Raw genomic sequence first — 26,111 nt, forward strand, 5'->3', positions numbered from 1 at the left:
GACTACGGCGCACGGACCACCACGACGAGGTACCGGGTGGGGTCCTCACCCGGGTTGCGGTAGACGACGTCGGCGGGGTCGCCGAGCTCGATCCGGTCCCCCGCCGCCAGGCGCGTCGGCTCGCCGCCGACGACGACCTCGAGCACGCCGTCGACGACCCAGATGCAGTGCCGCAGGAAGGCGTAGGCGGACGCCGGGTAGGCCACCTCGCGGCCGGCCGGGAGGCGCACCTCGGTGACGTCGGCGGGGAACGTCGCGCTCGAGACCGGACGGCGGCGGTACCCGGTGTCGGGATCGGTCCAGGAATCGGCGGTCGCGCCGCGCTGGACCCCGCGCGCCTCATCGGGGTCCGTCACCCTGGGCACCTCGTGCTCCAGGGCATCGTCGAGGAGCTGCGAGATCGTCAGGCCGAAGGCACCGGACAGACGACCGAGGATCGTCGCGGTGGGGCTGGAGACCCCGCGCTCGACGCGGTTGATCATCGCGCGGGAGACGCCGGACTCCTCGGCGAGCTCGGTGAGGCTCCACTTCCGCTCGGTGCGGAGCCGCTGGAGGCGTTCACCGAGCGCCCGCTGCTCGGCGACCGAGGTGTCGTCGGCGCCGGTTGCGGGATCGGGGTGCTCGTCGTCTACGATGTGAGACATGACGACAGCATATGCGACGAACGGGGTCGTGATCCGCGACTGCACCCCGACCGACCTCGACGTCGTGCACGCCCTGCACGTCGACGCCGTCCTGCACTCCACCGCCATCTGGCAGGAGGTGCCGCACCCCCGCTCGTACTTCGACGCGTGGCTCGCCGAGCGCCAGGCGGACGGGTACCCGGTGATCGTCGCCGAGGTCGACGGGCAGGTCGCCGGCTACGCCACGTACTCGCAGTGGCGGCCGCACCAGGGCTACCGGCTGACCGTCGAGCACAGCGTCTACGTCGTCGAGTCTTTCCGCGGTCGGGGCATCGCGACGGCGCTGATGGCCGAGCTGGTCGCACGCGCCACCGCCGAGGGGCGGCACGTGATGATGGCCGGCATCTGCAGCACCAACACGGGGTCGATCGCCCTGCACGAGCGCCTCGGCTTCACCACCGTGGCGGTCGTGCCCGAGGTCGGTCGGAAGTTCGATCGGTGGCTCGACCTGACGCTCATGCAGCTGTCGCTGGCCTGACCTGCGCCGATCACCCCGCGCCGATCACCCTTCGCCGGGCATCGGGATCTCGAGCGGCGGCGGTGACGGTCGGAACGGCGGCGCGGTGTCACCGTGCGCGATCGGACGGTGATCGGCGAACCATGCGTACGCGACCGCTTCGTCGGATTCGGCCGGGCTCTCGTCGAGGCAGTCGTTGCACCGCGCGTGCCAGCCGGCCTCGTCGTGCCAACGGTGTGGATGACCCTTGGCGACCCAGTCCGGCGACCACTTCACGTCGAAGGCGTACACGATCTCAGCGGCGATCCCCCACGCGAGGTTCTTGAGTGCATCGTCGCCGATGCCCTTGTCCCACGAGAGCCAGCCGTTGCGGAGTTCCTCGAAGACGTTGTCCGCGAGCAGCTCGTGGTTCTTGTCGCCCCACTCGTCGCTCGAGGACCGCACGACGACCGCGGGCACGCTCGGGGTCGTCGCCGGCCCAGCATCGCTCGCCCGGTCGTCCCTGGCCTGGTCGGCGCTGTGGGTCCGCGCGTACCGCTCGCCGTCCGTCGTGTTCATCAGCCAGACCGAGTTCGCGAGGTCACCGTCGGACTCGCCGGCCTGGGGTGCACCGACGTAGCGGTCCCGAACGGTCGCGATCCGCTCCGCGACTCTCCGCTCGGGTTCGACGAACGCAAGCTCCGAACCGGCACGGACGAACATCCCGCTCGTCAGGAGACCCCGGCGGAGGCCGATCTCGACGGACCGAAGCGCCATCGCCCGGGCTCGGGTGGCGTCGGGTTCGTGGTCGGTTCGCACCATGCGGTGCAGCGCGCGGAGGTCGGTCGCGCAGCCGTTCCGATTGAACTCCGTCAGCTCGAGGAGCAGCTGTTCCTCAGGCGTCCGCGGCGATGGTTCGGCGCTCGGTGCGAGACCGTCATCGTGGCGGACGCTCCGTCGCTGCACGCGCGGGTCCTCGGCGTCAGCGGGCGGGACGACGTCGATGTACGCCTCGTGCCCGGGGAGGGGTTCACGCATCGCGGCGACGGAGCCGTCCGGCATGGAGCGGACTTCCTCTGCGGGGAAGGGGACGTACTCGAGGCCGGCGTCAGACAACGATCTCGTCTCCGTGTTCTTCGATGACGTTGCCGTCCTCGTCCCAGATGCCGTCATCCCGTGCGAAGGGGTCCAGACCGGCGGCGATCCGTCGGGCACGCTCGGCTTCGAACAGGGCATCTCCCTTCGGCGTGTCCATGATGTAGCAATCCCAGAACGGGACCTCGACGTCGCCCGGCTCGAGCGTGTAGACAGCAGCTACTCGTTCGACGATCTCGTCAGGCGTGCCCTGCCACTCGTCCCAGCCGGCACGTCCGGGCCCGTCCGGCTCGTACGTGCCGACGGACACGAGTCCCTCGGCGAGGAGACGTCGAAGGTTGTCGAGTACCCATTCGCGCGTCTCCTCGCGGGGACGATGTCGTTCGATCTCGAACGTCGATGCCCAGCCCCAGAGGTTCTCGCCCGTTCCGTTGTAGGTCGTCGCAAGGACGTAGTAGGTCAGTTCGTTCATTCGAATCCCTCTGGTTTTGCGTCATCGGGCAGTAGCAGGGCAGTGGCTCCTGCATCGCCGCGATGGAGCCGTCCGGGAGCGCACGGACTTCCTCTGCAAACAGGGCAACGTACTCAAGTCCGGCGTCAGACAACGATCTCATCGCCGTGTTCTTCGATCACGTTGCCGTCCTCGTCCCAGACCGAACGAAGTCGCGGGACAGTGTCCTCACCCGCGAGCTCGCGCCGCGATCGCTCTCGTTCGTACAGCTGCGCACCGGTGTCCGTCCGCATCAGGTAGCAGGCCCAGTACTGCACCTCGTCAGGAGCGAGATCGACCATGTAGATCGACGCGACTCTGTCGACGACGGCTTCGACGCTCCCGGTCCACGTCTCCCAGTCGGCACGCCCACCACCGTTCTCCTGGTAGTCGCCGACACACACGAGATCACGCTCGAGCAAGCGGGCGAGTACGTCGAGGAGCCACTCACGAGTCTCGTTCAAAGGCCGATGGCGTCGCTTCTCGATGTTGCCGGTCCACGCCCAGAGGTTCTCGCCGGTCCCGTCCTGAACGGACGCCAGGCAGAAGGAGGTGAACTCGTTCATCAACATCATCCTTCCGGCATCGCGTCGTCGGGCAGGTCAGGACATGGAGCCGTGCGGCATTGCACGGACTTCCTCAGCAGGGAAGGGGACGTACTCGAGGCCAGTGTCAGAAAACGATCTCGTCCCCGTGCTCCTCGATCACGTTGCCGTCCGCGTCCCAGATCCCTCCGAAGTGGTCGTCGACATGCGCCCAAGGATCTTGCCCAGCGGCCTCTCGTCGCGCTTCCTCCGCCTCGAACATGGCCACCCCGTGTGGCGTTCCCGTCACCAAGAGGTTCCACACCGTGTCGGAGCGCCCGTATCGCGCCGCTGCCCGTTCAACGAGCTCAGCGACGTCACCGCTCCAGTTCGACCACACGCCTCTGCCCGCGGCGTCGGCTTCGATCGACCCGAGGCCGACCAAGTCCGCTTGGAGCAGGTCCCGGAGGTAACCGAGGACTCGACCCTGCACGATCTCCTCCGCCTCGTGCGTCCTCTCGGCGATACCGATGTGCCACCCGTACAGTTCCGAGCCGACCTCATCGGACACATCAGCGAGTAGTTGGTATGTCAGCTCGTTCAACGGTGTTCCTCCGGTAGGTCGTGTCGTGGAGATCCCTTGGGCAGGTGGATCTTGTACTTGCTCTTCCCACCGGCGTTGATCTCGATGGTGGGTCCGCCTGACTGACTGTCTGGACGCCACTGCACCCGAGAGCCGTCAGGGAGTTCAACCGAGGTCGAATCAGGAGCTCCGCCGTCCATGGGTCTGCCCCCACGGGTGAGCTCCTTCCAGATGTCGACGAGTTCCTCCGGGGTGTCAACCTCGCCTACAGGTTTCTTCTTCGGCACCCGGCCGTACTTCCGCGCGTGTTTGATGGCTTCCGCGCCGGTCATCGGCCCGACCACGTCCGTCATGATCCCGGCGCCACCCGCGACCTCGCGGGGCTTGCCCGTGAGCGGATCGTGCGTCCAGGCCCACGCGTCCTGGTCCGCCTGCGCCATACGCTGCCGCATGGCATCGGCCGGGGTCTGCTGCTTCGTGTCCCCGCTGAGGCCGAACAGGATGCCCAGCAGCCCGAGCGCCGACAGTCCGCCGACGGCGCTGCCGGTACCGGCAGCGGTCCCACCAGCAGCGCCGAGCCACGGCCACGGGAACTGGAAGGGTGCGGAGGGGAAGCCCGGAAGCGGCATCGGCGCCACGAGGCTCGCGGTGCGCACGTCGGTCTCATCCCCGGCGAGGCCGGCGGTCGAGTCACCGCCGGTGATGGCACGGATCTGCGAAGCGAGTCGCCGCTGCCAGTCTCGCCACTGTTCGTTCCAGTCCGAGACCGCTGCCCGGAGCGTCGCGTCCTCGGCAGCGAGGCCGGGGATCTTGTCCCACGACGTGCTCGAGTCCGGCGGCTCGGGCAACGCGGCGTCGTGACGTTCGACCGCGGCGTGGAGCCCGCCGGCGAACGACGCGATCCGCTCGATCAGTGCGGCTCGTCGCGTCTGGAGCTCGGCGAAGTCGAAGGATGCCCGATCGACGACTTCGTGCAGGCGCTCGGCGCTCTCGGCGAGCTCGGTCGCGACGGCGGTCGACCGGTGGGTCATGGCGGGCATCGCTGTGCTGACGCCGGCCATCTCGAACACCGCCGGCATGGTGGACCAGGAGTGCTCTCCGTCCGATGCGGCGCTCCGCACATCGCCGGAGGCATGTCGGAGGTCATCGGCGGCGGCCAGTACGGCACCCATGTCGAAACGTATCTCGTCGAGCGACGCCGCCGAGACCACGCCGCTCATCCCTGCACCGCGTGATCGGCGGTGCTCGCCATCTGACCGTCCGCTTCGTCGACGGCGGCGAGCGCGATCGTCCCAACCGCGCTGACCGCCTGGAGGTGCGTGCCGATCCTCGACGCTGTCTCGGTGCGCCCCGACGCGAACGACCCCAGCGCCGCTGCGATCTCCGGCGATCCGCTCGCCGCTTCGGCGAGCGCGTCGAGCGCTCGCGTGACCTCGCCCGCACGTCGGCTCACGCCGGATGCCGCCGTGCGCACGTTCGCCACGGTCCTCGCGGACGCCGCGCGGTCGACGCGGTACGACTCCCCCATGTGGATCCCCATCCCCTGATACTTCACCGGCCGGAAGTGACCGTAGCAGGGACTGGAGGCGCGGTGCCAGCCCGCGCCGCGCCTCCAGTCCGTCAGTCCGTGGTGTCGAAGATCGGGCCGACGGTGCGCGAGCGCTTGAGCTCGAAGAACGCGGGGACCTTCGCGACGGCGACGACGCCGTCCCACAGGTCGAGCGCCTCCTGGCCCTTGGGGGCCGGGGAGATGACCGGTCCGAAGAACGCGGTGCCCTCGACGGCGATGACCGGCGTGCCGACGTCCTGTCCGACACGGTCGATGCCGTCCTGGTGGCTGGCGCGCACGGCGGCGTCGACCTCGTCGGTCCAGGCGTACTCGAGCAGGTCGGCGTCCAGGCCGAGCTCCGCGAGCACGGCGGGGACGACCTGCTCGGGGTCGGACTCCTGGCGGTGGTGGATGTGCTCGCCGAGGGCGTCGTAGAGCGGCTTGACGACGTCCTGTCCGAGCCGGAGCTTCGCCGCCGTGACGATGCGCGGGTAGACCTGGCCGGCGTGCAGGCGCTCCTTGTAGCTGTCCGGCACGTCCTGGTCCTCGTTGAGGACGAACAGGCTCATCACCTTCCACGTCACGTCGAGGTCGCGGTGCTCGGCGACCTCACCCACCCAGCGGCTCGTCATCCAGGCCCAGGGGCAGTTCGGGTCGAACCAGAACTCCACGGCGGTGCGCTCGGTGGTGGGGTCGGTCGGGTTGTCCACAGTCGTCTCGGTCACGATCCGAGCGTACGCGGCGTCGCTAGGCTGGAGCCCATCGTCCCGCCGGCGCACGACGCCGTCCGGGGCCCCGTACGCGGACACCGATCGTCCGCGTCCCCAGCGAAGATGGAGCGTTGCGTGCCCGGAGAGAACCTCACCCGAATCGAAGCCCAGGAGCGCGCGGCCGTCGTCGCCGTGCAGACGTACGACGTCGAGCTCGACCTGACCCGCGGTGCCGACAGCTTCGGCAGCACCACGCGGGTGCGCTTCACCGCCACCGCCGGCGCATCGACCTTCATCGACGCCATCACGAAGACCGTGCACTCGATCACGCTGAACGGCACGGCGCTCGACGTCGCCGCGGTGAACGACGGCGTGCGCATCCAGCTCGACGACCTGCAGGAGCAGAACGAGCTCGTGGTCGTCAGCGACGCGCTGTACACGAACACCGGTGAAGGCCTGCACCGCTTCGTCGACCCGGTGGACGACGAGGTGTACCTGTACTCCCAGTTCGAGGTCCCCGACTCCCGCCGCATGTTCGCGGTGTTCGAGCAGCCCGACCTGAAGGCCGAGTTCTCCTTCACCGTGACGGCGCCGTCGCGGTGGCAGGTCGTCTCGAACTCCCCGACTCCGGAGCCGCACGTCGACGGCGACGTCGCGACGTGGGCCTTCCCGCCCACCGCGCGCATCTCGAGCTACATCACCGCGCTCGTCGCCGGCCCGTACGAGGTCGTGCGCGACGAGCTGACCAGCCGCGACGGCCGGACGATCCCGCTCGGTGTGTTCGCGCGCAAGTCGCTCGCCTCGTACCTCGACCCCGAGTACGTGTTCGACATCACGAAGAAGGGCTTCGCGTACTTCGAGGAGAAGTTCGACGTCGCCTACCCCTTCGACAAGTACGACCAGCTGTTCGTGCCGGAGTTCAACGCCGGTGCGATGGAGAACGCCGGCGCGGTCACCTTCACCGAGACCTACGTGTTCCGGTCGAAGGTCACCGACGCCATCAAGGAGCGCCGGGTCGTCACGATCCTGCACGAGCTCGCCCACATGTGGTTCGGCGACCTGGTCACCATGAAGTGGTGGAACGACCTGTGGCTCAACGAGTCCTTCGCCGAGTGGGCCTCCACGATCGCCACGGCCGAGGCCACCGAGTGGACCGAGGCCTGGACCACGTTCCAGGCGATGGAGAAGTCCTGGGCCTACCGCCAGGACCAGCTCCCCTCGACGCACCCGATCGTCGCGACGATCAACGACCTCGAAGACGTCCAGGTCAACTTCGACGGCATCACCTACGCGAAGGGCGGCTCGGTCCTCAAGCAGCTCGTCGCCTGGGTCGGCATCGACGCGTTCTTCGCGGGTGTCTCCGCGTACTTCAAGAAGCACCACCACTCAAACACCGAGCTCCGCGACCTGCTCGTCGAGCTCGAGGCGACGAGCGGCCGTGAGCTGACCGAGTGGTCGAAGCTCTGGCTCGAGACCGCGGGCGTCAACACCCTGCGTCCCGAGATCGAGACCGACGAGTCCGGCGTCATCACGTCGTTCACCGTCCTGCAGGAAGCCCCCGCCGACTACCCGACGCTGCGCCCGCACCGTCTGGCGATCGGCGTGTACGCCTTCCGGAACGACGAGTCCGCGCCGTTCGGCGCCGACACGGCCTCCGCCGGCGGCAAGCTCGAGCGGGTCCACCGCGTCGAGATCGACGTCGACGGTGCCCGCACCGAGGTGCCCGAGCTCGTCGGCGTCCAGCGCGGCGACCTCGTGCTGCTGAACGACGACGACCTGGCCTACGCCAAGATCCGTCTCGACGAGCACTCCCGGCGCACCGCGATCGAGCACCTCGCGTCGATCGCGAACCCGCTCGCCCGCTCGATCGTCTGGGGTTCCGTGTGGGACGCCACGCGCGACGCCGAGTCCCCGGCCAGCGACTACGTCCGCCTCGTGCTGGGCAACATCGCGACCGAGACCGAGTCGACGACCATCCGCACGACGCTCTCGCAGCTGCTGCTCACCGCACGCAACTACGTGGCACCGGGCTCGGTCGAGGCCACGGTCCGCACCGTCGGCGACACGCTCTGGCAGCTCGCGTCCTCGGCCGAGGCCGGCTCGGACGCGCAGTTCCAGTTCGTGAAGTTCTTCGCGCAGATCCCGTCCACGCCCGAGCACGTCGCGACCCTGCAGGGTCTCCGCGACGGATCGGTCACGCTCCAGGGCCTCGAGATCGACACGGACCTGCGCTGGGAGCTGCTCGAGGGCCTCGTGCTCGCGGGTGCTGCGGACAACGCCGAGATCGACGCCGAGCTCGCCGCGGACAAGACCGCGTCGGGCGAGCAGGCCGCGGCCCGCGCCCGGGCGACGATCCCCACGGCCGAGGGCAAGCTGGCGGCGTTCTCGTCGCTGGTCGACTCGTCCGAGCTGCCGAACGCCATCGTGCGCCAGACCACGGTCGGGTTCCAGCACGTGAACAGCCCGGTGCTGCTCGAGGGCCTCGTACCGAAGTACTTCGAGGTGCTCACGCGCATCTGGGCCGAGCGCAGCTACCACATGGCGGACACCATCGTCTCGGGCCTCTACCCGGCGCCGCTCGCGTCGGCCGAGCTCCGGGACGCCGCCGCCGCGTGGCTCGAGGAGCACCCGGAGACGCCGGCGCTGCGCCGCATCGTGTCCGAGAGCCTCGCGGGCACCGAGCGCGCGCTCCGGGTCCAGGCCGCCGACGCCTGACCCCTGCTCTGATCCGGCGGGGTCTTGGTGTTCCTCCAGGGACGCCGAGGCCCCGCCGCTTAGCATCGACCGGATATGAACTTGGCTGCAGCAGACACCACCGACGTCCCGAAGTGGGCGTCCAACACCTTCACCCAGTTCGTCGACGCGTGGTACATCCCGATCACGATCGTCCTCACGATCCTCGGGGCGATCCTGGTGCGTCTGTTCCTGCGCCGGGTGATCAAGCAGGTCGTCGACCGGGTCGTGAACGGCGTCAAGAAGCGCCAGGGCGCTGAGGACACCCAGGCGCTCATCGCCTCACCCGTGCAGACCGCCCGGGTCGTGCAGCGGACCCGGACACTGGGCAGTGTGCTCGAGAACCTGGCGACGGTCATCGTCGTCGTCATCGCGCTGGCGATCATCATCCCGGTCGCGATCCCGAATGCCGCAGTCGGCATCGTCGGCGGGGCATCGCTCGTCGCAGCGGGTCTCGCCGTCGGCGCCCAGTCGATCGTCAAGGACCTGCTGTCCGGCGTCTTCATGATCCTCGAGGACCAGGCCGGCGTCGGTGACGTCGTCGACACCGGTCAGGCCACGGGCGTCGTCGAGAACGTCGGGCTGCGCGTCATGCAGATCCGCGACGTGAACGGGATCCTGTGGTTCGTGCCGAACGGCCAGATCCTGCGCGTCGGCAACCTGTCGCAGGGCTGGTCGCGCGTGCTCGTCGACATCACCGTGCCCTACGACACCGACATCGATGCCGTGCAGGACGCCCTGCTCAAGGCCGCCGTCACGATGTCGCAGGAGTCCCGCTGGCGGCAGCGGATCGTCGAGAAGCCCGAGATCTGGGGGCTGCAGTCGATCACCGATGCTGGCATGGTCTTCCGCCTGGTCGTGAAGACCCGCGCGTCCGAGCTCGACGTCGTCGGCCGGGAGCTCCGCACCCGCCTGAAGCACGCCGTCGACGAACTCGGCATCACCCTGCCCGCGATGGCGATGATCATGCCCGAGGGCTGGGAGAACGCCACCTCGATCAACGGCTTGCGCACCGTCCGGACCCAGCCGACGCCGGCGCCCACGAAGCCCCGGCGGACCAAGCGCAACATCCTCGGGCAGCCGATCCGCACGGATGACCCCGACAGCGGGAAGGCCCCCCGATGACCGACCCCACACCCCCGAGCGGCACGGGCGGGCCCGGAGCGCGCGGCTCGCTCGGCATGCCCGGCTCCCCCGGCATGCCAGGCTCGGTCGGCGTCCCGGCGCAGCCGATCACCCTGCGCGTCGGCGAGCACGGCGCTTCGGCCACGGGGTCGCTGTACGAGCGGATCGGCGGTGCCCCCACCTTCGACCGGCTCGTCCGGCGCTTCTACGAAGGCGTGCAGCAGGACGAGGTCATCTGGCCGATGTACCCGGCCGACGACCTCGAGGGTGCGATCTGGCGCCTCTCCGCCTTCCTCCAGCAGTACTGGGGCGGCCCGGGCACCTACAGCGAACAGCGCGGGCACCCCCGCCTGCGGATGCGGCACAACCCGTTCCGGATCACCTCCGAGGCCCGGGAACGCTGGCTCCACCACATGCACGACGCGGTCGAGTCGCTCGAGCTCGCGCCCCTCGACGAAGCCGAGCTCTGGGGCTACCTCGACCGCGCCGCCCACGCGATGACGAACACCTTCGACTGAAGCGCGCCCGGCGCGACGCCGGCGCGGTGGACACCGCCCGTGGCGGACGGGAGGCCCGTGGCGGCGCCGCCACGGGCCTCCCGTCCGCCGGTCCCCGCGTTCTCGTGCCCGCGGGACGCCGTCGTCTTCGGACAGCGCGTCTCAGCGCACGTACGAGCCGGAGGTGAGGTCCTCGACCAGGGACGGCCGCGACGGACGCCAGCCGAAGGCCGACCGGGCGTGTGCGCCGGACGCCTCCTGGTGCAGCAGCAGGGCGTCGGCGTAGTTCTGTCCGAGCCGATCCCGGCTCGCGTCGGCGCTCTCGGCGACGACCGGTGCACCGTGGGCCCCGGCTTCGGCGACCTGACGGACGGTCGGGTTGTCCCCGGTCGCGGCGACGATGTACCCGTCGGGCTCGCCGCGGTGCAGCGCGAGGACGTAGAGCTCGCCGAGGTCGTCGACGTGCACCGTCGTCCACCGCTGGGAGCCGTCGCCCACCAGCCGCACCGGCTGCTCGCCGTCGCTGACGAACATCGCCGGGATGCCGGCGCCGCGCCCGTACACGATGCCGGGGGCGACGATGGTGCTCCGCACGTCGCTCGCCCGCAGCAGGGCCTCGTTCGGTCCGCGCCAGGCGGTCAACGCCGGCGGGTCGATCGGCGACTGCTCGGAGATGTCCGTCGAGTCGCCGAAGGTGAAGATCCCACCGGTGTGCACGAACGGCTTCGGGGTGCCGGCCAGCGCGCCGATCGCGGTGCGGATGAAGACCGGGTCGACGCCGGGCGACGATGCCGTGTGGACCACACCGTCGTTCTCGTGCAGCAGCCGTTCGACGACGTCGGTGTCGGTGACGTCGCCGACCAGGGCCCGGCCACCGGCGTCACGGACGTGCTGGGCCTTCTCGTCGGACCGGACGAGCGCGGTGACCTCGTCGCCGTGGGCCACGAGGGAGCGGAGGACGGAGGAGCCGATGTAGCCGGACGCGCCGGTGAGGAAGACGTGCATGCGGCCAGCCAACCACGGCGGCCGGGCGGCGTCGCCGTAGCCGTCGGCGGCGTCGGCGTCGTCGTCGCTAGGAGGTCAGGGTCCAGGCGCGGCGTTTCACGAGCACGTGGCCGCGCGAGGTCGTGAGTCGGCTCCACGGACCCGTCTCGAACAGGCGGACCGGGTCGTGCCCGAGGAACCCGAGGCTCTCGCCTGCGAAGCCCGCACCGGCGGGCAGGTGTTCGACGCCCGGGACCGGTCGGCCCCAGACCTCGGCACGGATCCGCCGGACGATGGCCTCGCCCGAGTTGGACGGCACCGCGTCGGCGACCTCGGCGATGCCGTCGCGGGTGGCCCGGCGGAGGAGTTCCGGGGAGACGTCCGGCAGCGGGACCCATCCACCACGGGGCGGGGAGATGGCCGCCCACGTCACGGTGTGCACCTCGTGCGGCAGCTCGACCTCGATCGGGGTGGCCCGCGTCGGGTCGGCACCCTCGGCGTGTTCGGCGTCCTGCGCCTCGGCCAGCAGGCGGAGGCGCTCGAGGAGCGACTGCAGCGGGACCACGGTGTCGATCGACGCGGGCTCGGTGAGCGAGAACGTGCGGAGCCCGAGCACCGTCGGCAGTTCGTCGAGCAGCCCGAGCGGGTAGAGGATCGCCGTGTAGACGGCCAGGACGCCGGAGTCGGCGATGAGCCGGACCGAGCCGTCCTCGATCCGAGCGGCACGTCCGAGGTACGTGCGGAGGTCACCGAGTGAGGCGGCGTCGGGAAGCGTGAACGAGTTGCCCATGTCGTCCTCGATCCTACCGGCCATCGGCGCCGCGCAGCCTGGGCACGACGACCTGCGACGGCGGCGGGCAGCCGTTCGTAGACTGCACAGCGTGAACGGCGAACCCGACTTCCTGCGGACCCTGCGACTCGAGGACACCGGCGCGAGCACGGGCGAGACGATCCTGACCGGTGCCAGCCACTGGTCCCCCGGCGGACGGGTGTTCGGCGGCCAGGTCCTGGCGCAGTGCATCGTCGCCGCGCAGCGCACGATCGAGGGACGCGACGTCCACTCGATGCACGGCTACTTCCTGCGGCCCGGCGACATCGACGTGCCGATCACCTTCGGCGTCGAGCGCATCCACGACGGCCGGTCGTTCGCGGCCCGTCGCGTGCAGGCCTACCAGCGGGGTGTCCCGATCTTCTCGATGATCGCGTCGTTCCAGGTGCCGGACACCGGCATCGAGCACCAGGACCCGTACCCGGTGGACACCCCGGACCCGGAGTCCCTGCCGTCGGCCGCGTCGATCCTGTCCGCGATCGACCACCCGGTCGCACGCGCCTGGGCCGCGCGGTCCATCGACCTGCGACACGTCGAGGGACCGGTGTTCGTCGACGTGCAGGGCGAGCACGTGCCGCACCAGGCGGTCTGGTTCCGGGTGCAGGGCGACCTGCCGGAGGACCCGGCGCTCCACCGTGCGGTGCTCGGGTACGCGAGCGACCTGTCGATCCTCGAGCCGATCATGCGGCGGCACGGCGTCGCCTGGGGCACCCCGGGGGTCAAGAGCGCGAGCCTCGACCACGCCATGTGGTGGCACCGCGACGGTCGCGCCGACGAGTGGATCCTGTACACGCAGGAGTCCCCGAGCGCGCAGGGCGGCCGGGGACTCGCGTTCGGCCGGATGTTCTCCCGTGACGGCAAGCTTCTGGCCACCGTCGCCCAGGAGGGCATGATGCGGGTGCCTACGGCCGGCTGAACTGCACCGGTTCCTCGAGGTAGCGCTCGCACGCGGCACGCTCGGTGTCGGTCAGCCGACGCGGACGGTTCGTCGCCGCGTCGACCATCACGAGCGCCGTCGTCGCCCGGGTGTACAGGACAGCCGGGTGCTGCCCCGCCGGCGACCAGACCTCGTACGAGACGTCGATGCTCGCACCCCCGAGCCGCCCGATCCACATCTGGATGTCGAGCGGCTGACGGAGGTACGGGATGGACTCCAGGTACTCGAGGCGCTGACCGGCGATCACCGTCATGGTGCCCGAACCGGGCCGACCGTCGATGATCGGCTCGGGCAGGTCGCCGTCCGGGTCCTCACCCGGGTCTGCACCCCAGAACCCCACGATGCGCGCTTCTTCGAGCAGGCGCAGCATCGCGGAGTTGTTGACGTGGCCGTAGGCGTCGATGTCGCTCCACCGCATGCGGATGGGAGCGTGCAGTCTCGCCACGAGGGTCAGTCGCGGGTGAGCTTGCGGTACGTCGCGCGCCCGGGCTTCGCGGCATCGGCGCCGAGGCGCTCGATCTTGTTCTCCTCGTAGGCCTCGAAGTTGCCCTCGAACCAGTACCAGTTCGGCGTGCCGTCTTCGTTGAGGCCCTCCCACGCCAGGATGTGCGTGGCGATGCGGTCGAGGAACCACCGGTCGTGGGTGATGACCACGGCGCAACCGGGGTACTCGAGCAGGGCGTTCTCGAGGCTGCCGAGCGTCTCGACGTCCAGGTCGTTGGTCGGCTCGTCGAGGAGCAGCAGGTTGCCGCCCTGCTTGAGCGTCAGCGCCAGGTTCAGACGGTTGCGCTCACCACCGGACAGGATGCCGGCGCGCTTCTGCTGGTCCGGGCCCTTGAACCCGAACTGCGACACGTAGGCGCGGGACGGGATCTCGGTCTTGCCGACCTGGATGTAGTCGAGTCCGTCGGACACGACCTCCCACAGGTTCTTGTTCGGGTCGATGCCGCCGCGGGTCTGGTCGACGTAGGAGATCTGGACGGTGTCACCGATCTTCAGCGTGCCGCCATCGAGGGGCTCGAGGCCGACGATCGTCTTGAAGAGCGTGGTCTTGCCGACGCCGTTCGGGCCGATGACGCCGACGATGCCGTTGCGCGGCAGCGTGAACGACAGGTCGCCGATGATGACACGCTCACCGAACTGCTTGCGCAGGTGCTCGGCGTCGATGACCTGCGAACCCAGACGCGGACCGACCGGGATGACGATCTCCTCGAAGTCGAGCTTGCGGGTGCGCTCGGCCTCGGTGACCATCTCCTCGTAGCGGGCGAGACGGGCCTTCGACTTCGCCTGACGGCCCTTGGTGTTGCTCCGGACCCAGTCGAGCTCCGAGGACAGGCGCTTCGCGAGCTTGGCGTCCTTCTTGCCCTGGACCTCGAGGCGAGCGCGCTTCTTCTCGAGGTAGGTCGAGTAGTTGCCCTCGTACGGGTACAGGCGGCCACGGTCGACCTCGGCGATCCACTCGGCGACGTGGTCGAGGAAGTACCGGTCGTGGGTCACGGCGAGGACGGCACCGTGGTACTGCTGCAGGTGCTGCTCGAGCCAGAGCACGCTCTCGGCGTCGAGGTGGTTGGTGGGCTCGTCGAGGAGGAGCAGGTCGGGCTTCTGGAGAAGCAGCTTGCAGAGCGCGACGCGGCGCTTCTCACCACCGGACAGGTGCGTGACGAGTTCGTCCCCCGGGGGGCACTGCAGCGCGGCCATGGCCTGCTCGAGCTGGGAGTCGAGGTCCCACGCGTCAGCGGCGTCGATGTCTTCCTGCAGCGTGCCCATCTCGGCCAGGAGCGCGTCGAAGTCGGCGTCCGGCTCGGCCATGAGCGCCGAGATCTCGTTGAAGCGTGCGAGCTTGCCGTGGATCTCGCCCACGCCTTCCTGCACGTTCTCGAGCACGGTCTTGCTCTCGTCGAGCTCCGGCTCCTGCATGAGGATGCCGACGCTGAAGCCCGGCGTGAGCTTCGCCTCGCCGTTGGACGGCTGGTCGAGACCCGCCATGATCTTCAGGATCGTCGACTTGCCAGCACCGTTCGGTCCGACGACGCCGATCTTGGCGCCGGGGAGGAACGACATCGTGACGTCGTCGAGGATCAGCTTGTCGCCGACCGCCTTGCGGGCGCGGACCATCTGGTAGATGTACTCAGCCATATCTCGATGAGTCTACTGAACCCGGCCCGCTGCCGGAACGCGCACAAGGGGTGTTGCATCGGCACTCTTCGACGTACGGTTGCCTCGCCTTCCACCAGAGGCCTCGTCGTCCACACGGAGATCAGGATCAGGGACATGCCCACAACACGAATCCGCCGGCTCGCACTCCCCCTCGTCGGAGCGGTCGCACTCGCGGTCGGTCTCGTCGCACCCACCGGCGCGACGGCATCGGCAGCCACCGTCGCCCCGCACGGCACTCCGCTGGTCGAGTACACCGCCAACATCACCGAGGGCGGGGCCGGCACCGGGTACTCCTCGTACATCAACGTGCACGACGCCTACAACAACGCGTTCTCCGTGGGGATCCAGTCCGACAAGGGGTCCACCGTGAGCAAGGGTGCGCCGCGGTTCATCTGGGAGCGCGTGCAGAACGGCAAGTTCACGTACGGCTACCTCGGCCCGGCGACCCACAACGTGACCCCGGTCGGACTCCGCTTCTACCCGAACAACGTCGGGACCTTCTTCGCGAACGGCCACACGATCGCGGCGGTCGGCCTGAACCTGAAGGGGCGCCTGTTCTTCAACGTCGAGGGGAACGGCCGCCTGAACGGCGACGTCGTCCACTCGTCGATGCGCAACGTGAAGATCACGGTGCGCAACAAGCCCGGCGTGAGCGGTCTGCAGGGCACGTGGAACATGAACTTCTCGTTCCACGGCCTGAAGGCACGCCAGGTCAACTCGCCGGCGGTCCAGGGAGCGACGTTCTGGGTGGACGGCCGTGTGAGCGGCCTGCCGAAGGGCGGCAACTGGGACACGACCGAAGTGGCGGGCATCGGCATGATCACCCAGCGCTGGTGACCGTCGGATACTGATCCGCGCGACAGGCATCACGCGGCCGTGCGTTCGTGCTCCTCGGGTGCGTCCAGGGCGCGCAGGCCGTCGACCTGACCGGCGTCGTCGTCGAGATCGTGGTCGTGTTCGTCGTCCCGATCGACGTGGTCGGGCTCGACGTGATCGACCGACTCCTCGCCGTCCGCCCGGGCCTGGTCGTGCCCAGGAGCCGACCCGGCCTCGTCCGGGGTCGGGCCGCGCACCTCGCCCGTACGGGGGTCGACGTCAGGGGTGACACCCGGTGTCACCGCCGAGTCCGAGGTGTGTCGAGGCACCTTGACCCAGTTGCTGATGCCCCACGCCAGGTCGTGCCCGATGCCGTCGGCGTCGATCTCGACCGAGGTCCCACCGCGACCGTCGCGTTCCCACGTGCGGATGCGGACCCGGCCGGCGACGACGATCCGGTCGCCCTTCTTCAGGGACTTGAACACGTTCGATGCGAGCGACCGGAACGCGGTGACGGTGTACCAGTTGGTCGCGCCGTTGACCCAGGCGGCGGTTGCCCGGTCCCAACGGCGTGAGGGCGACGCGAGTCGGAGACTCGTGATGGCGATGCCGGTCTCGGTGACGAGGTGCCGGGGCTCGGTGGCGACGATTCCGCAGACGGTGATGATGTCGTTCATGCGTCGATCGTCACGGAGCCCGGGGCTGCGTCAGCGGCCCCGGGCTCGATCTGTGGCGTGTGGACCCGATCAGGCGACCTGTGGAGGACGAGTCCCCCGGGCCTCCTGTCCGGACCCGCTCAGTGGGCTCGGAACTCGGGCCGGGCGGCCAACGGTCCGAGCGCGGCGTGGACCGCACCCTTCGCGGACTCGAGGGACGGGTAGGGCCCGCCCGCCCGTCGGCGTCCGTAGAGCTCGACCTGGAAGCCGTCCGCCGCCCGGTGGATGCTGCCCACCGCACCTGCCGGACCGATGGCGACCCAGGTTCCCGTGTTGTCCGTCATGTTCGAACCACCTCCTTGTGGCCCTGCCGTCCCGGGGTCAGGACGCCAGGATGTATTGACTGTAGGCCTTCCGGACCTTGTTCACCTTGGGCAGCGCCACTGCGAGGCAGTAGCCCTGGCCGGGGTTCTTCGCGAAGAAGTCCTGGTGGTACTCCTCGGCGCGGTGGAACGTCGAGAGCGGCTCGATGGTGGTGACGATGCCGCCGTCCCAGATGTCGGAAGCCCGCTCGATCGCGCGCTCGAACAGCTCGCGCTGCGCGTCGTCGGCCGGGAACATCGCCGAGCGGTACTGCGTGCCCACGTCGGCGCCCTGACGGTTCAGCTGACGGGGGTCGTGCAGCGTGAAGAAGACGTCGAGGATCACGTCGACGGGGATCACCGACTCGTCGAACGTCACGGCGACCGCCTCGGCGTGCCCCGTCGTGCCGGTGCACACCAGTTCGTACGAGGGCTCCTCGACGTGTCCGCCGACGTAGCCGGACACCACGTCCTGCACACCCTGGAGCGTGCGGTACACGGCGTCGAGACACCAGAAACATCCACCTGCGAGCACGAACGTGGTCATGGCCACTCCCTCTCTCCGGGCCGCCGATGCAGCCACCTCGTTCCTCCACAACAGTGTGCGCGGAGACCCTGTTCCCCAGATCGGCTGGCGCCTCTCGGCGTGTCGGTGGTCCGCCGTAGCGTCGGCACCACACCGACCAGGAGGCCAGCGATGCAGACCATCACCGAACCCGCACTGCGGATCCGCACCGTCCCGCTGGCCCGTGCCCGGGGCGACTACCGCATCCTCGACGTCCGTGACGACCTGAGCCGGGTCACCCGGGCCAACGGCGAGATCGTCGGGTACGTCGACCGCATCGACGTCGCCGGCGACACCGCTTACCGTGCCCGCCGGTACGTCGCGACCGAGCGCCGGTTCGTCGAGCTGCCGAGCGTCTGGTCCGCCGACGACGCCGTGGACACCCTGCGCTGGTCATGATGTTCCAGATTGGAATCATCTGCGGTGGGATGCGCGGAACGCCGTCCGGCCTCCCCGACGCCTGAACGTTCCGTGGGTATGGTGCGCGCATGGACTGGTGGAACGACCTGACCGACTGGACTTCGTCCGACACGGGTTGGCGGGTGCTCTCGGGCGCTGTGATCCCCTTCGTCGCCATCGTCGTGGCGGGCGTCATCGCGGCGCTCATCGGGCGCAGCGCGACCAAGCGCGTCGTGGCGTTGCAGGAGCGGGAATCGAAGAACGCGGCCGTGGCCGCGATCCTGACGGCTGCGCGCAAGGCAGCTGCGTGGGGATCGCTCGGACACGACGAGCGGGCCTACGCCGACCACCTCGCCGAGGACGCCGACATCCGGCTGCGCCTGCTCCCCGTGCAGGGCGCGCCGCTGGCCGCCAACTGGGCACAGCACGAGATCGCCGACATCAAGAAGAACTCGTCGACGTTCAGCTTCCAGGCCGACCAGTCCCTCGCCGAGTTCCGAGACCGCCTGCTCGACTGGCAGGCGCGACCGAGCCGTGCGCGCAAGCTCTTCAAGGCAGACCTCGAGCGCTGGAAGTTCGAGTCCCCGGACCCCGACGCCGACCTCATCAAGCGACAGCAGGACTGGAACGCCGACCAGGCCGAACCCCCGCGCACGCAGGCGCAGGCAACGGCCCCGGCCGCTCCCGCCGAGCGTCCCACCCCGACGACGACCTCGCTGCGTCCGGCGCAGCGCCCCGCGTCCGCACCCTCGACTCCTCCGGCACCGGCCGCTGCCGCCCCCGGTGCTGCTGCGCCCGGTGCTGCTGCGCCCGGTGCTGCTGCACCAGGTGCTGCCGGCGGGACGACCCCGTCGTTCTCGGTGAACCGCAGTGCGGGCACGAACCCGAACCGCGGCACCACCGACCCGAACGCCACGCGTTCCTTCGGTGACAACACCACCCGCGTGTACGGCGACGACGAGGCTGCACCCCCGGTCCGTCCGACGCTGGGTACCCCGACCTCGCCCTCCCGCTCCCCCCAGGGACGCGGCACGGACGACACCGAGGTCGTGGACGACGCCAGCGCAACCCGCGCCTTCGGCGACACCGACCGCGCACCGCGGAACGACCGTCCGTCCTCGTCCGACCGCCCCGTCGCGACGCCCACCGCAGCCGACGCTCACGTCAACCGGGCACCCGCGAACGACGTCCCGCCCGCGTCGGCACCCCGGGTCGACACCCCCGGCGCGACGAACACCACGTCCGTCCCGACGCGGCTGAACCGGGCCCCCGCGGAGCCGGCCGACGCGAACGAGACGTCAGAGGCGCCGTACACGCAGCCGATCAGCGCCGCCGAACTCCGGCGCCGCGCCGCGGACGACGACGAGTAACAGCCACCACGACGAGCGGCAGCCAGCACGAGTAACAGCCAGCACGACGAGCGGCAGCCAGCACGACGAGAACAGGGCCGCCATCCGGAGAGGATGGCGGCCCTGTTCGTCTTCGGCGCCCCCGGCAGGAATCGAACCCGCGGCACGGTGGGTAGAAACCACCTGCTCTATCCACTGAGCTACGGAGGCGAGCAGCGTCGATTGTAGCGGCGAGCGACCCTCAGACGCTCGATGCACGCCCCGCCGCGTCGCCGCGACAGGGCTCGGCGGTCGCCCAACGGTCGGCCGCCGTCTGCTCCCCGTTCCCCTCCACGACACCCGCGCTTCGTAGCGTCCGGAGCATGCGCACCACCGGTTCCGTCCTCGCCGTCGTGCCCGCCCGTGCTGGGTCGAAGGGGATCCCCGGCAAGAACCTCCGTACGGTCGCGGGTCGTTCACTGGTCCGTCGAGCGGTCGAATCGGCACGACGTTCCGCGCGCATCGACGAGGTGGTCGTCACGACCGACGGCGACGCCATCGCTGCCGAGGCCGTCGCCGCCGGTGCCGCCGTGGTCCGCCGTCCGCCCGAGCTCGCCGGCGACGAGGCGTCCTCGGAGTCCGCGCTGCTGCACGTCCTCGACGCGATCAGCACGCCGCTGCCCGAGGTCCTCGTCTTCCTGCAGGCGACCTCGCCGTTCATCGACCCGGCCGACCTCGACGCCGCCGTCGCGCGCGTGGTCGACGGGCACGCCGACGCGGTGTTCGCCGCCGCTCCGTCACACGCGTTCCTGTGGCGGACCGCCCCGGACGGCACGGCGGTCGCGGTGAACCACGACGCTGCGACCAGGCCCCGTCGGCAGGACCGCGAGCCCGAGTACCGCGAGACCGGCGCCTTCTACGTGATGCGGACGGCGGGGTTCCTCGAGAACCGGCACCGGTTCCACGGCCGCGTCGAGCTGGCCGTCGTCGACGGTGCCGGTGCGATCGACATCGACGACGAGGCCGACCTGGCCCTCGCCGAAGCACTCGCCGAGGCCCTGGCCCCGACATCCACCACGACCCGAGACCCATCCCCGACGCGGGCCACCCCCGCACCGAACGGAGCACCATGACCGTCACCATCGGTACGTCCACGATCGGCGCGGGCCACCCCGCGTACCTCATCGGCGAGATCGGCCTCAACCACAACGGCGATGTCGACATCGCGAAGCAGCTCATCGACGTCGCTGCCGACGCGGGCCTGCAGGCCGTGAAGTTCCAGAAGCGCACCCCCGCGATCTCCACGCCGGAGCACATGAAGAACACCCCCCGCAGCACCCCGTGGGGCGACATGACCTACCTGGAGTACCGGTACCGCGTCGAGTTCGACCGCGACCAGTACATCGAGATCGGCGACCACGCGACCCTCCGCGGCCTCGACTGGTTCGCGTCGCCGTGGGACGAGCCGTCGGTCGACTTCCTCGAGGACCTCAACGTCGTCGCCTACAAGATCGCCTCGGCGTCCGTCACCGACCTCGGCATGCTCGCCGCCGTCGCCGCGACCGGCAAGCCCGTCATCCTGTCGACCGGCATGTCCACGCTCGAGCAGATCGACGCCGCCGTCGAGACCCTCGGCACCGACCGTCTCGTCCTCATGCACGCGACGTCGACCTACCCGCTGCCGGCCGAGGAGGCGAACCTCCGCATGATCGACACCCTCGCCCACCGGTACACGGGCGTCCCCGTCGGGTACTCCGGCCACGAGCCCGGCCTGCAGATCTCCATCGCCGCGGTCGCCCTCGGCGCCACGGCCGTCGAGCGCCACATCACGCTCGACCGCACGATGTGGGGCTCCGACCACGCCGCGTCGCTCGAGCCGCACGGCCTGAAGACGCTCGCCCGCGACATCCGCATCATCGAGACCGCCCTCGGCGACGGGGTGAAGAGGATCTTCCCCGGCGAGCAGGCACCGCTCGCGAAGCTGCGGCGCGTCGGCGCGTGACCGGCCCGGTCGACGGGACCCGCGCCCTGGACGGGCCGGGTGACGGTGGTGCGCCGAAAGACGGACTGGAGGCGCGCCTCCCGTCCGACGCGTCACCGCGCGTCCGACGCGTGGTCGGCCTGGTCGACACCGACTCGTTCGCGAAGTGGGGCGCCCACCTGCTGGCGAGCGCCCCGGCGGACTGGGACCTGGAGCTGCGCACCGTGGCGACCCCGCGGTCGGCGAGTCCGAAGCAGCTTCGGTCGGCGTTCCGCGGGCTCGACCGGCGACTCGCCCACCTGCACCGCGAACCGCCCGCGCCGAAGGAGGTCGACGCCGTCGTCGAGGAGCTCCGACAGGACCCGCCGGACGCCGTCCTGGTGTCGTTGATCGGACCGGTGGCCGAACTCGTGATCGACGAGGTGCACCGGCGGATCCCGCACCGGCCGGTGCTGGTGTCGGGGCTGCCGGGGATCTCGTTCCCGTCGAAGTGGAAGGGCATCTTCTTCCGCGCCCGAGCCGACCTGTTCGTGCTGCACAGCCACCGTGAGGTCCGCGCGTACGAGGAGATGGCTCGCGAGGGCGGCGTCGAGCCGCACTTCGCGCTCGCCACGCTGCCGTTCGCGCGGCGTGCCGGGGTGACCGGCAGTGCCGGCGCGACCGATCCTGTCGACGGTGTCGGTGGGACGGTTCGCGACTCCGTCGTCTTCGCGGCGCAGCCGAGTGTGCCGTCCGAGCGGGCCGACCGGGCGCTCGTCGTGCGGTGGCTGGTCGAGACGGCGCGGGCGCACCCGGAGTGGCGCGTCGTCATCAAGACGCGCGCTGCGGCCGGCGAGCACCAGACGCACCGCGAGGAGCACCCCTACCCGGACCTGGTGCCCGCGGACGCGCCGACCAACCTCGTGGTGGAGAGCGGGCCGATGGCCGAACACCTCGACCGGGCGGTGGCACTCGTGACCATCAGCTCGACCGCGGTGCTCGAGGCGGCGGCACGGGGTGTCGCCGCGCTCACGCTGACCGACTTCGGCATCGGGCGGCACCTGATCAACGAGGTGTTCGTGGGGAGCGGCCTCGAGGGTGACGCCGTCGACCTGGTCGACGGACGGTTCGGTGTCGTCCGACCGGAGTGGATGCGGGACAACTACTTCCACCCGGCTTCGGAGGACGACTGGCAGCACCGGCTCGTGGAGCTCATGGCCCGACGGGATGCCGGGGCCCTGGTGGACCGGGCGCCGGCGCGGCGGAGTCGCGGTGGGGTGCTGCGCCGTGCGTGGGAGCGGAAGAACGCCCTCGGCGGGGCAGATCGCAGCCCGCTCGGGCTGGTGGCGCTGGGCATCGGGGCGCCGATCCGGGGCGCGAAGCGTCTGGTGCGACGCGTGCGGGCGATGGTCGATCCGCCGGCACCCGTGGTGGTGGCGGCGCCGACGTCGCAGCGCGCGGGGGTCCGCGCCGCTGTGCCTGCGCCGGGGGCCGCCGCTGGCACGGCTGCGGCGCCTGCGGCGGCTGCGGCTGCGGCGCCTGCGGCGGCCGCGGCTGCGGCTGCGGCGGCTGCGGCCGCGGCGGCTGCGGCCGCGGCCGCGGCCGCTCGCTCAGAGCGCCTTGGCCACCGCGAGCAGGAGCTGGTCACGGGTCGGGACGCCGGGTGAACGGAAGACCTCGGTGCCGTCGTCCTGCCGCACGATGATCGTGGGCGTGGACCGGATACCGAGGTCTTCCGCGTCATCGGGGTGCGCCGCCACGTCGCGTTCGGTCACGGTGAGCCCGGGGACGAGCGCCGAGGCCTCGGCCGACACCCGGCGGGCGGCGGCGCACGGCGCACAGAAGGCGGACGTCCAGAGGTCGAGCTGCATGTGGTCCTGCAACGCGGCGGGTGGGGGTTCTACTCCCGGTCGAACTCGCCGCTGCGGTCGCCGCGGTCCTGCAGGTCGTCCACCGGGTCGGACTCCTCCGGCTCGTAGGTGAACTCGACCGAGATCTGGTCGAGGACCTGACGGGACTTGGTGGCGCGGTAGGTGAAGGCCGTCTGCAGGCCCTCGACATCGGCGAACACCGTGACCTCGTCGTCCAGCGCGTCGCTCGTGGCGGTGCGGGTGTCGGTCGTGCCGTCGAAGGGGCCGCCGTGGAAGATCGCGGTGTACTCGTCGCCTTCGTGGATGGTGATGTCGCTCATGCCTCCCTTCTACCAGGCGGCGGCTGGTGCAGTCAGTTCGGGCCCGTCGTTGCTCGGCTGCACCGCCGTCGCGCTTCCGTTGCGCTTTGCATAGCACAGCTATATAGTTCAGCTATGGAAACACCGCGTGAGCAGACGATCGAGACCCTCCTCGTCTCCGTCAACCGCCTGATCCGCAGCGCTGTCCAGTCGACGGGCAACACCACGTCCGCCGCGGTCTGGCGCACGCTCGGCATCCTCGAGACCGACGAGCCCCTGCGACTCGGTGAACTGGCCACCGCCTCCCGTGTGGCGCAGCCCACCATGACCCGACTCGTCGCCGGCATGCTCGCCGACGGCCTGATCAGCCGCAGCGTCGACCCGGACGACTCCCGCGGGCAGCTCATCGAACTCACCGAGGCCGGACGCGAACGACTCGCCTCCTGGCGCTCCACGCTCACCAGCACGGTCGGTCCGTTGTTCGCCGACCTGACCGACGACGACTGGGGCGTCCTGCACCACGCGGCGAACCTGATCGCCCAGCGCACCGGGACAACCCCCAACGGAACGGAGATCCCCGCGTGAACGCCCACGCACCCGCCGGCCAGTCCGGCTCCATCCTCAAGCAGTCGTCCGCGGTCTGGGCGATCGCCTTCGCCTGCGTCGTCGCGTTCATGGGCATCGGCCTCGTCGACCCGATCCTCCCGGCGATCGCGGCGTCCCTCAAGGCGACCCCTGCGCAGACCGAACTGCTCTTCACGAGCTACCTCGCCGTCACCGGTGTCGCGATGTTCTTCACCAGCTGGGTCTCCAGCCGCATCGGCGCGAAGCGCACCCTGCTCATCGGACTCGCCCTGATCGTGCTCTTCTCGGTGCTCGCGGCGACGTCGAACAGCGTGTGGAGCATCATCGACTTCCGCGCCGGCTGGGGTCTCGGCAACGCGCTCTTCATCTCCACCGCGCTCGCGACCATCGTCGGGGCAGCGTCGGGCGGCACGGCCTCGGCGATCATCCTGTACGAGGCAGCGCTCGGCCTCGGCATCGCCGTCGGTCCCCTCGTCGGAGGTCTGCTCGGCTCGGTGAGCTGGCGCGGCCCGTTCTTCGGCGTCACGACCCTGATGGCCGTCGCGTTCATCGCCATCGTCGCCCTGCTGAAGACCGGCAGCCTCGAGAAGCCCACACCGACGAAGCTCTCCGCGCCCTTCCGCGCCCTGACCCGTCCGGCGCTCGCAGCCCTCGCCGCGACCGCGCTGTTCTACAACATCGGCTTCTTCGTCCTGCTGGCGTACACCCCGTTCCCGCTCGGCTTCGGCGCGCTCGGCATCGGGTTCACGTTCTTCGGCTGGGGTGTCGGTCTCGCGATCACGTCGGTGTGGGTCGCCCCGATGCTCACCGCCCGTCTCCGGAGGACGACGGTGTTGAAGATCGCCCTGCCCCTGCTCGCGCTCGACCTGTTCGCCGCGGCCCTCGTCGTGCGTTCCCAGGTCGGCCTGATCATCTGCGTCGTCATCGGTGGCCTCGTGCTCGGCGTCCTGAACACCGTGCTCACCGAATGCGTCATGGAGGCCACCGACCTCCCCCGCTCGGTCGCCTCGAGCGCCTACTCCGCCGTCCGCTTCATCGGCGGCGCCATCGCTCCGCCCGTCGCGACCCTGCTCGCCGACGCGTACTCGCCCTCGGCGGCGTACGTCTTCGCGGGCGCGTCCGTCGCGGTCGCCTTCGTCGTGATCCTCTGCACCACGAGGGTCCTGCGTCGCGTCGACGACGGTGCCGAGCCGGAGCGTGTCGAGGCCGAGGCCATCACCGCCGGCGACATGGCCTAGCCGCCGGGCGCCCGCGACTCGCATCCGCGCCCCACTTCCCCACTTCCCCACGAACGGGCGAAATGCCGGAGTGTCCCCCTTGGGAACGCCGGCATTTCGCCCGTTCGTGCGTCCGCGCGCTCGCGCGGCTTCTCTCCCCCTCGCCCCTCCCCCTCACCCGCGCGAGCGGGCGAAACGCCCGAGTCGCCCTGCGGACGAAGCCGGGCATTTCGCCCGCTCGCGCGGTCGGCTCACGGTCGGCCGGAGCGCTGCGGCAGGCGGCGCGGACGTGACTGCCTGGAGGCGCGGGGCGGCCTGACGGGGCAGCCACGGGCCTCCAGACGGTCGCCTGCAGTGCCCCGCGGCTCACCCCGCGAACGAGCGGGCGAAACATCCGGGTGCGTCCCGAAGGCGACCGCGGCATTTCGCCCGCTCGGCTGGGCGCGGGCGTGCCAAGGCGCGACCGGCGCGCGGCCGCCGTGGGCGAGCGGGCGGAACACCGCGGTCCGTCCGCGGGGCGGCCGCGGCATTTCGCCCGCTCGCGGTGACGACGCGGGGGCCGGCGGGATCGGTGGCGGCAGGCGGGGTGGAAGCGACCGCCTGGCGGCGCGGGTTGCCCTGCCGGGGTCCCACCGGGCCTCCAGGCGGTCGCCTGCACCGCATGCGGCTCACGTGATCGACGAGCGGGCGGAACATCCGGGTGCGTCCGCAAGACGACCGC

Annotated in this window: 30 protein-coding genes and 1 tRNA gene; 13 read left to right on the forward strand and 18 right to left on the reverse strand. The window is 70.4% G+C overall.

The features are described from left to right. Window positions 1–2 precede the first annotated feature (2 nt). Entirely contained in the window at window positions 3–644 is a 642-nt protein-coding gene (locus HQQ79_RS16150; protein WP_173035635.1) for a helix-turn-helix domain-containing protein, read from the reverse strand. On the opposite strand from HQQ79_RS16150, the gene HQQ79_RS16155 reads away from it, so the two are divergent. Then, window positions 643–1,161 (forward strand): GNAT family N-acetyltransferase, encoded by a 519-nt coding sequence (locus tag HQQ79_RS16155; RefSeq protein WP_173035637.1) that lies wholly within the window; start codon window positions 643–645, stop codon window positions 1,159–1,161. The two genes, HQQ79_RS16150 and HQQ79_RS16155, sit on opposite strands and share 2 nt — an antisense overlap. Before the next feature lie 24 nt (window positions 1,162–1,185). Here the strand turns inward: HQQ79_RS16155 and HQQ79_RS16160 are convergent, their stop codons facing one another. The 7 genes from HQQ79_RS16160 to HQQ79_RS16190 form a co-directional block, all read right to left on the reverse strand. Next, window positions 1,186–2,235: a hypothetical protein gene (locus HQQ79_RS16160; protein WP_173035639.1), complete on the reverse strand. Its 1,050-nt coding sequence runs from the start codon at window positions 2,233–2,235 to the stop codon at window positions 1,186–1,188. Further along, window positions 2,228–2,686 (reverse strand): hypothetical protein, encoded by a 459-nt coding sequence (locus tag HQQ79_RS16165; protein ID WP_111057871.1) that lies wholly within the window; start codon window positions 2,684–2,686, stop codon window positions 2,228–2,230. Before HQQ79_RS16165 ends, HQQ79_RS16160 begins: the two co-directional genes overlap by 8 nt. A 125-nt stretch (window positions 2,687–2,811) precedes the next feature. Further along, window positions 2,812–3,270: a hypothetical protein gene (locus HQQ79_RS16170; protein WP_173035641.1), complete on the reverse strand. Its 459-nt coding sequence runs from the start codon at window positions 3,268–3,270 to the stop codon at window positions 2,812–2,814. A gap of 106 nt (window positions 3,271–3,376) precedes the next feature. Then, a complete protein-coding gene (locus HQQ79_RS16175) occupies window positions 3,377–3,832 on the reverse strand; it encodes a hypothetical protein (RefSeq protein WP_173035643.1) in 456 nt (151 codons plus the stop codon). Continuing rightward, window positions 3,829–5,031 (reverse strand): hypothetical protein, encoded by a 1,203-nt coding sequence (locus tag HQQ79_RS16180; RefSeq protein WP_173035645.1) that lies wholly within the window; start codon window positions 5,029–5,031, stop codon window positions 3,829–3,831. The genes HQQ79_RS16175 and HQQ79_RS16180 overlap by 4 nt, the downstream gene beginning before the upstream one ends. Continuing rightward, the gene (locus tag HQQ79_RS16185; RefSeq protein ID WP_173035647.1) at window positions 5,028–5,351 is read right to left on the reverse strand and encodes a hypothetical protein; all 324 of its coding nucleotides are present in this window, start codon (window positions 5,349–5,351) and stop codon (window positions 5,028–5,030) included. Before HQQ79_RS16185 ends, HQQ79_RS16180 begins: the two co-directional genes overlap by 4 nt. A gap of 80 nt (window positions 5,352–5,431) precedes the next feature. Continuing rightward, window positions 5,432–6,085 (reverse strand): DsbA family protein, encoded by a 654-nt coding sequence (locus HQQ79_RS16190; protein WP_259577230.1) that lies wholly within the window; start codon window positions 6,083–6,085, stop codon window positions 5,432–5,434. Window positions 6,086–6,205: 120 nt separating this feature from the next. Between HQQ79_RS16190 and pepN the strand changes: the two genes are divergently transcribed. From pepN to HQQ79_RS16205, 3 genes are all read left to right on the forward strand, one after another. Then, on the forward strand, window positions 6,206–8,785 hold the full coding sequence (gene pepN, locus HQQ79_RS16195) for an aminopeptidase N (RefSeq protein WP_173035648.1): 2,580 nt from the start codon (window positions 6,206–6,208) through the stop codon (window positions 8,783–8,785). 75 nt (window positions 8,786–8,860) lie between these two features. Then, a complete protein-coding gene (locus tag HQQ79_RS16200; RefSeq protein WP_173035650.1) occupies window positions 8,861–9,928 on the forward strand; it encodes a mechanosensitive ion channel family protein in 1,068 nt (355 codons plus the stop codon). A 56-nt stretch (window positions 9,929–9,984) separates the two neighbouring features. Beyond that, window positions 9,985–10,446, forward strand: a complete 462-nt coding sequence (locus HQQ79_RS16205) for a globin (RefSeq protein WP_250899132.1) — start codon at window positions 9,985–9,987, stop codon at window positions 10,444–10,446. Between the two features lie 141 nt (window positions 10,447–10,587). Here HQQ79_RS16205 and HQQ79_RS16210 read toward each other — a convergent pair whose 3' ends face one another. Both HQQ79_RS16210 and HQQ79_RS16215 read right to left on the reverse strand, forming a co-directional pair. Continuing rightward, window positions 10,588–11,430, reverse strand: coding sequence for an NAD(P)H-binding protein (locus tag HQQ79_RS16210; protein ID WP_173035652.1), 843 nt, complete (start codon window positions 11,428–11,430; stop codon window positions 10,588–10,590). Window positions 11,431–11,497: 67 nt separating this feature from the next. Continuing rightward, on the reverse strand, window positions 11,498–12,223 hold the full coding sequence (locus HQQ79_RS16215) for a hypothetical protein (RefSeq protein ID WP_331279956.1): 726 nt from the start codon (window positions 12,221–12,223) through the stop codon (window positions 11,498–11,500). 67 nt (window positions 12,224–12,290) lie between these two features. On the opposite strand from HQQ79_RS16215, the gene HQQ79_RS16220 reads away from it, so the two are divergent. Continuing rightward, window positions 12,291–13,154, forward strand: a complete 864-nt coding sequence (locus HQQ79_RS16220) for an acyl-CoA thioesterase II (RefSeq protein WP_083404324.1) — start codon at window positions 12,291–12,293, stop codon at window positions 13,152–13,154. Here HQQ79_RS16220 and HQQ79_RS16225 read toward each other — a convergent pair. Together HQQ79_RS16225 and ettA are read right to left on the reverse strand one after the other, a co-directional pair. Further along, window positions 13,141–13,593 (reverse strand): thioesterase family protein, encoded by a 453-nt coding sequence (locus HQQ79_RS16225; RefSeq protein ID WP_035807619.1) that lies wholly within the window; start codon window positions 13,591–13,593, stop codon window positions 13,141–13,143. The two genes, HQQ79_RS16220 and HQQ79_RS16225, sit on opposite strands and share 14 nt — an antisense overlap. A gap of 32 nt (window positions 13,594–13,625) precedes the next feature. Then, window positions 13,626–15,311 carry an energy-dependent translational throttle protein EttA gene (ettA, locus tag HQQ79_RS16230; RefSeq protein ID WP_027464653.1) on the reverse strand — a complete coding sequence of 562 codons (1,686 nt, stop codon included), beginning with the start codon at window positions 15,309–15,311 and terminating at the stop codon, window positions 13,626–13,628. Between the two features lie 135 nt (window positions 15,312–15,446). Here ettA and HQQ79_RS16235 point away from each other — a divergent pair, with 135 nt between their 5' ends. Continuing rightward, window positions 15,447–16,169: a hypothetical protein gene (locus tag HQQ79_RS16235; protein WP_173035654.1), complete on the forward strand. Its 723-nt coding sequence runs from the start codon at window positions 15,447–15,449 to the stop codon at window positions 16,167–16,169. A gap of 29 nt (window positions 16,170–16,198) precedes the next feature. Here the strand turns inward: HQQ79_RS16235 and HQQ79_RS16240 are convergent, their stop codons facing one another. From HQQ79_RS16240 to msrA, 3 genes are all read right to left on the reverse strand, one after another. Next, window positions 16,199–16,825: a single-stranded DNA-binding protein gene (locus HQQ79_RS16240; protein ID WP_173035656.1), complete on the reverse strand. Its 627-nt coding sequence runs from the start codon at window positions 16,823–16,825 to the stop codon at window positions 16,199–16,201. 119 nt (window positions 16,826–16,944) lie between these two features. Continuing rightward, the gene (locus HQQ79_RS16245) at window positions 16,945–17,148 is read right to left on the reverse strand and encodes a hypothetical protein (RefSeq protein ID WP_027464651.1); all 204 of its coding nucleotides are present in this window, start codon (window positions 17,146–17,148) and stop codon (window positions 16,945–16,947) included. Between the two features lie 37 nt (window positions 17,149–17,185). Next, entirely contained in the window at window positions 17,186–17,713 is a 528-nt protein-coding gene (gene msrA, locus HQQ79_RS16250; RefSeq protein ID WP_173035658.1) for a peptide-methionine (S)-S-oxide reductase MsrA, read from the reverse strand. Between the two features lie 150 nt (window positions 17,714–17,863). Here msrA and HQQ79_RS16255 point away from each other — a divergent pair, with 150 nt between their 5' ends. After that, a complete protein-coding gene (locus HQQ79_RS16255) occupies window positions 17,864–18,130 on the forward strand; it encodes a hypothetical protein (protein WP_017886047.1) in 267 nt (88 codons plus the stop codon). A gap of 89 nt (window positions 18,131–18,219) precedes the next feature. Continuing rightward, a complete protein-coding gene (locus tag HQQ79_RS16260) occupies window positions 18,220–19,500 on the forward strand; it encodes a hypothetical protein (RefSeq protein ID WP_173035660.1) in 1,281 nt (426 codons plus the stop codon). 116 nt (window positions 19,501–19,616) lie between these two features. Here HQQ79_RS16260 and HQQ79_RS16265 read toward each other — a convergent pair. After that, window positions 19,617–19,689, reverse strand: a tRNA-Arg gene (locus HQQ79_RS16265). A gap of 152 nt (window positions 19,690–19,841) precedes the next feature. On the opposite strand from HQQ79_RS16265, the gene HQQ79_RS16270 reads away from it, so the two are divergent. From HQQ79_RS16270 to HQQ79_RS16280, 3 genes are read left to right on the forward strand one after another with little or no spacing between them, the layout of a single operon-like run. After that, the gene (locus HQQ79_RS16270; protein WP_173035662.1) at window positions 19,842–20,591 is read left to right on the forward strand and encodes an NTP transferase domain-containing protein; all 750 of its coding nucleotides are present in this window, start codon (window positions 19,842–19,844) and stop codon (window positions 20,589–20,591) included. Further along, window positions 20,588–21,460, forward strand: coding sequence for an N-acetylneuraminate synthase family protein (locus HQQ79_RS16275; protein WP_173035664.1), 873 nt, complete (start codon window positions 20,588–20,590; stop codon window positions 21,458–21,460). The genes HQQ79_RS16270 and HQQ79_RS16275 overlap by 4 nt, the downstream gene beginning before the upstream one ends. Then, on the forward strand, window positions 21,457–23,085 hold the full coding sequence (locus HQQ79_RS16280) for a DUF6716 putative glycosyltransferase (RefSeq protein WP_173035666.1): 1,629 nt from the start codon (window positions 21,457–21,459) through the stop codon (window positions 23,083–23,085). The genes HQQ79_RS16275 and HQQ79_RS16280 overlap by 4 nt, the downstream gene beginning before the upstream one ends. Here HQQ79_RS16280 and HQQ79_RS16285 read toward each other — a convergent pair. Then, entirely contained in the window at window positions 23,029–23,289 is a 261-nt protein-coding gene (locus HQQ79_RS16285; protein ID WP_027464648.1) for a thioredoxin family protein, read from the reverse strand. The genes HQQ79_RS16280 and HQQ79_RS16285 overlap by 57 nt on opposite strands. A 29-nt stretch (window positions 23,290–23,318) precedes the next feature. Next, window positions 23,319–23,609 carry a hypothetical protein gene (locus HQQ79_RS16290; protein WP_027464647.1) on the reverse strand — a complete coding sequence of 97 codons (291 nt, stop codon included), beginning with the start codon at window positions 23,607–23,609 and terminating at the stop codon, window positions 23,319–23,321. Window positions 23,610–23,723: 114 nt separating this feature from the next. On the opposite strand from HQQ79_RS16290, the gene HQQ79_RS16295 reads away from it, so the two are divergent. Then, window positions 23,724–24,173, forward strand: coding sequence for a MarR family winged helix-turn-helix transcriptional regulator (locus HQQ79_RS16295; protein WP_173035668.1), 450 nt, complete (start codon window positions 23,724–23,726; stop codon window positions 24,171–24,173). After that, window positions 24,170–25,411 carry an MFS transporter gene (locus HQQ79_RS16300; protein ID WP_173035670.1) on the forward strand — a complete coding sequence of 414 codons (1,242 nt, stop codon included), beginning with the start codon at window positions 24,170–24,172 and terminating at the stop codon, window positions 25,409–25,411. Before HQQ79_RS16295 ends, HQQ79_RS16300 begins: the two co-directional genes overlap by 4 nt. The last annotated feature ends 700 nt before the right edge of the window (window positions 25,412–26,111 follow it).

The organism is Curtobacterium sp. VKM Ac-2852 (genome assembly GCF_013205045.1).
Taxonomy (GTDB): domain Bacteria; phylum Actinomycetota; class Actinomycetes; order Actinomycetales; family Microbacteriaceae; genus Curtobacterium; species Curtobacterium flaccumfaciens.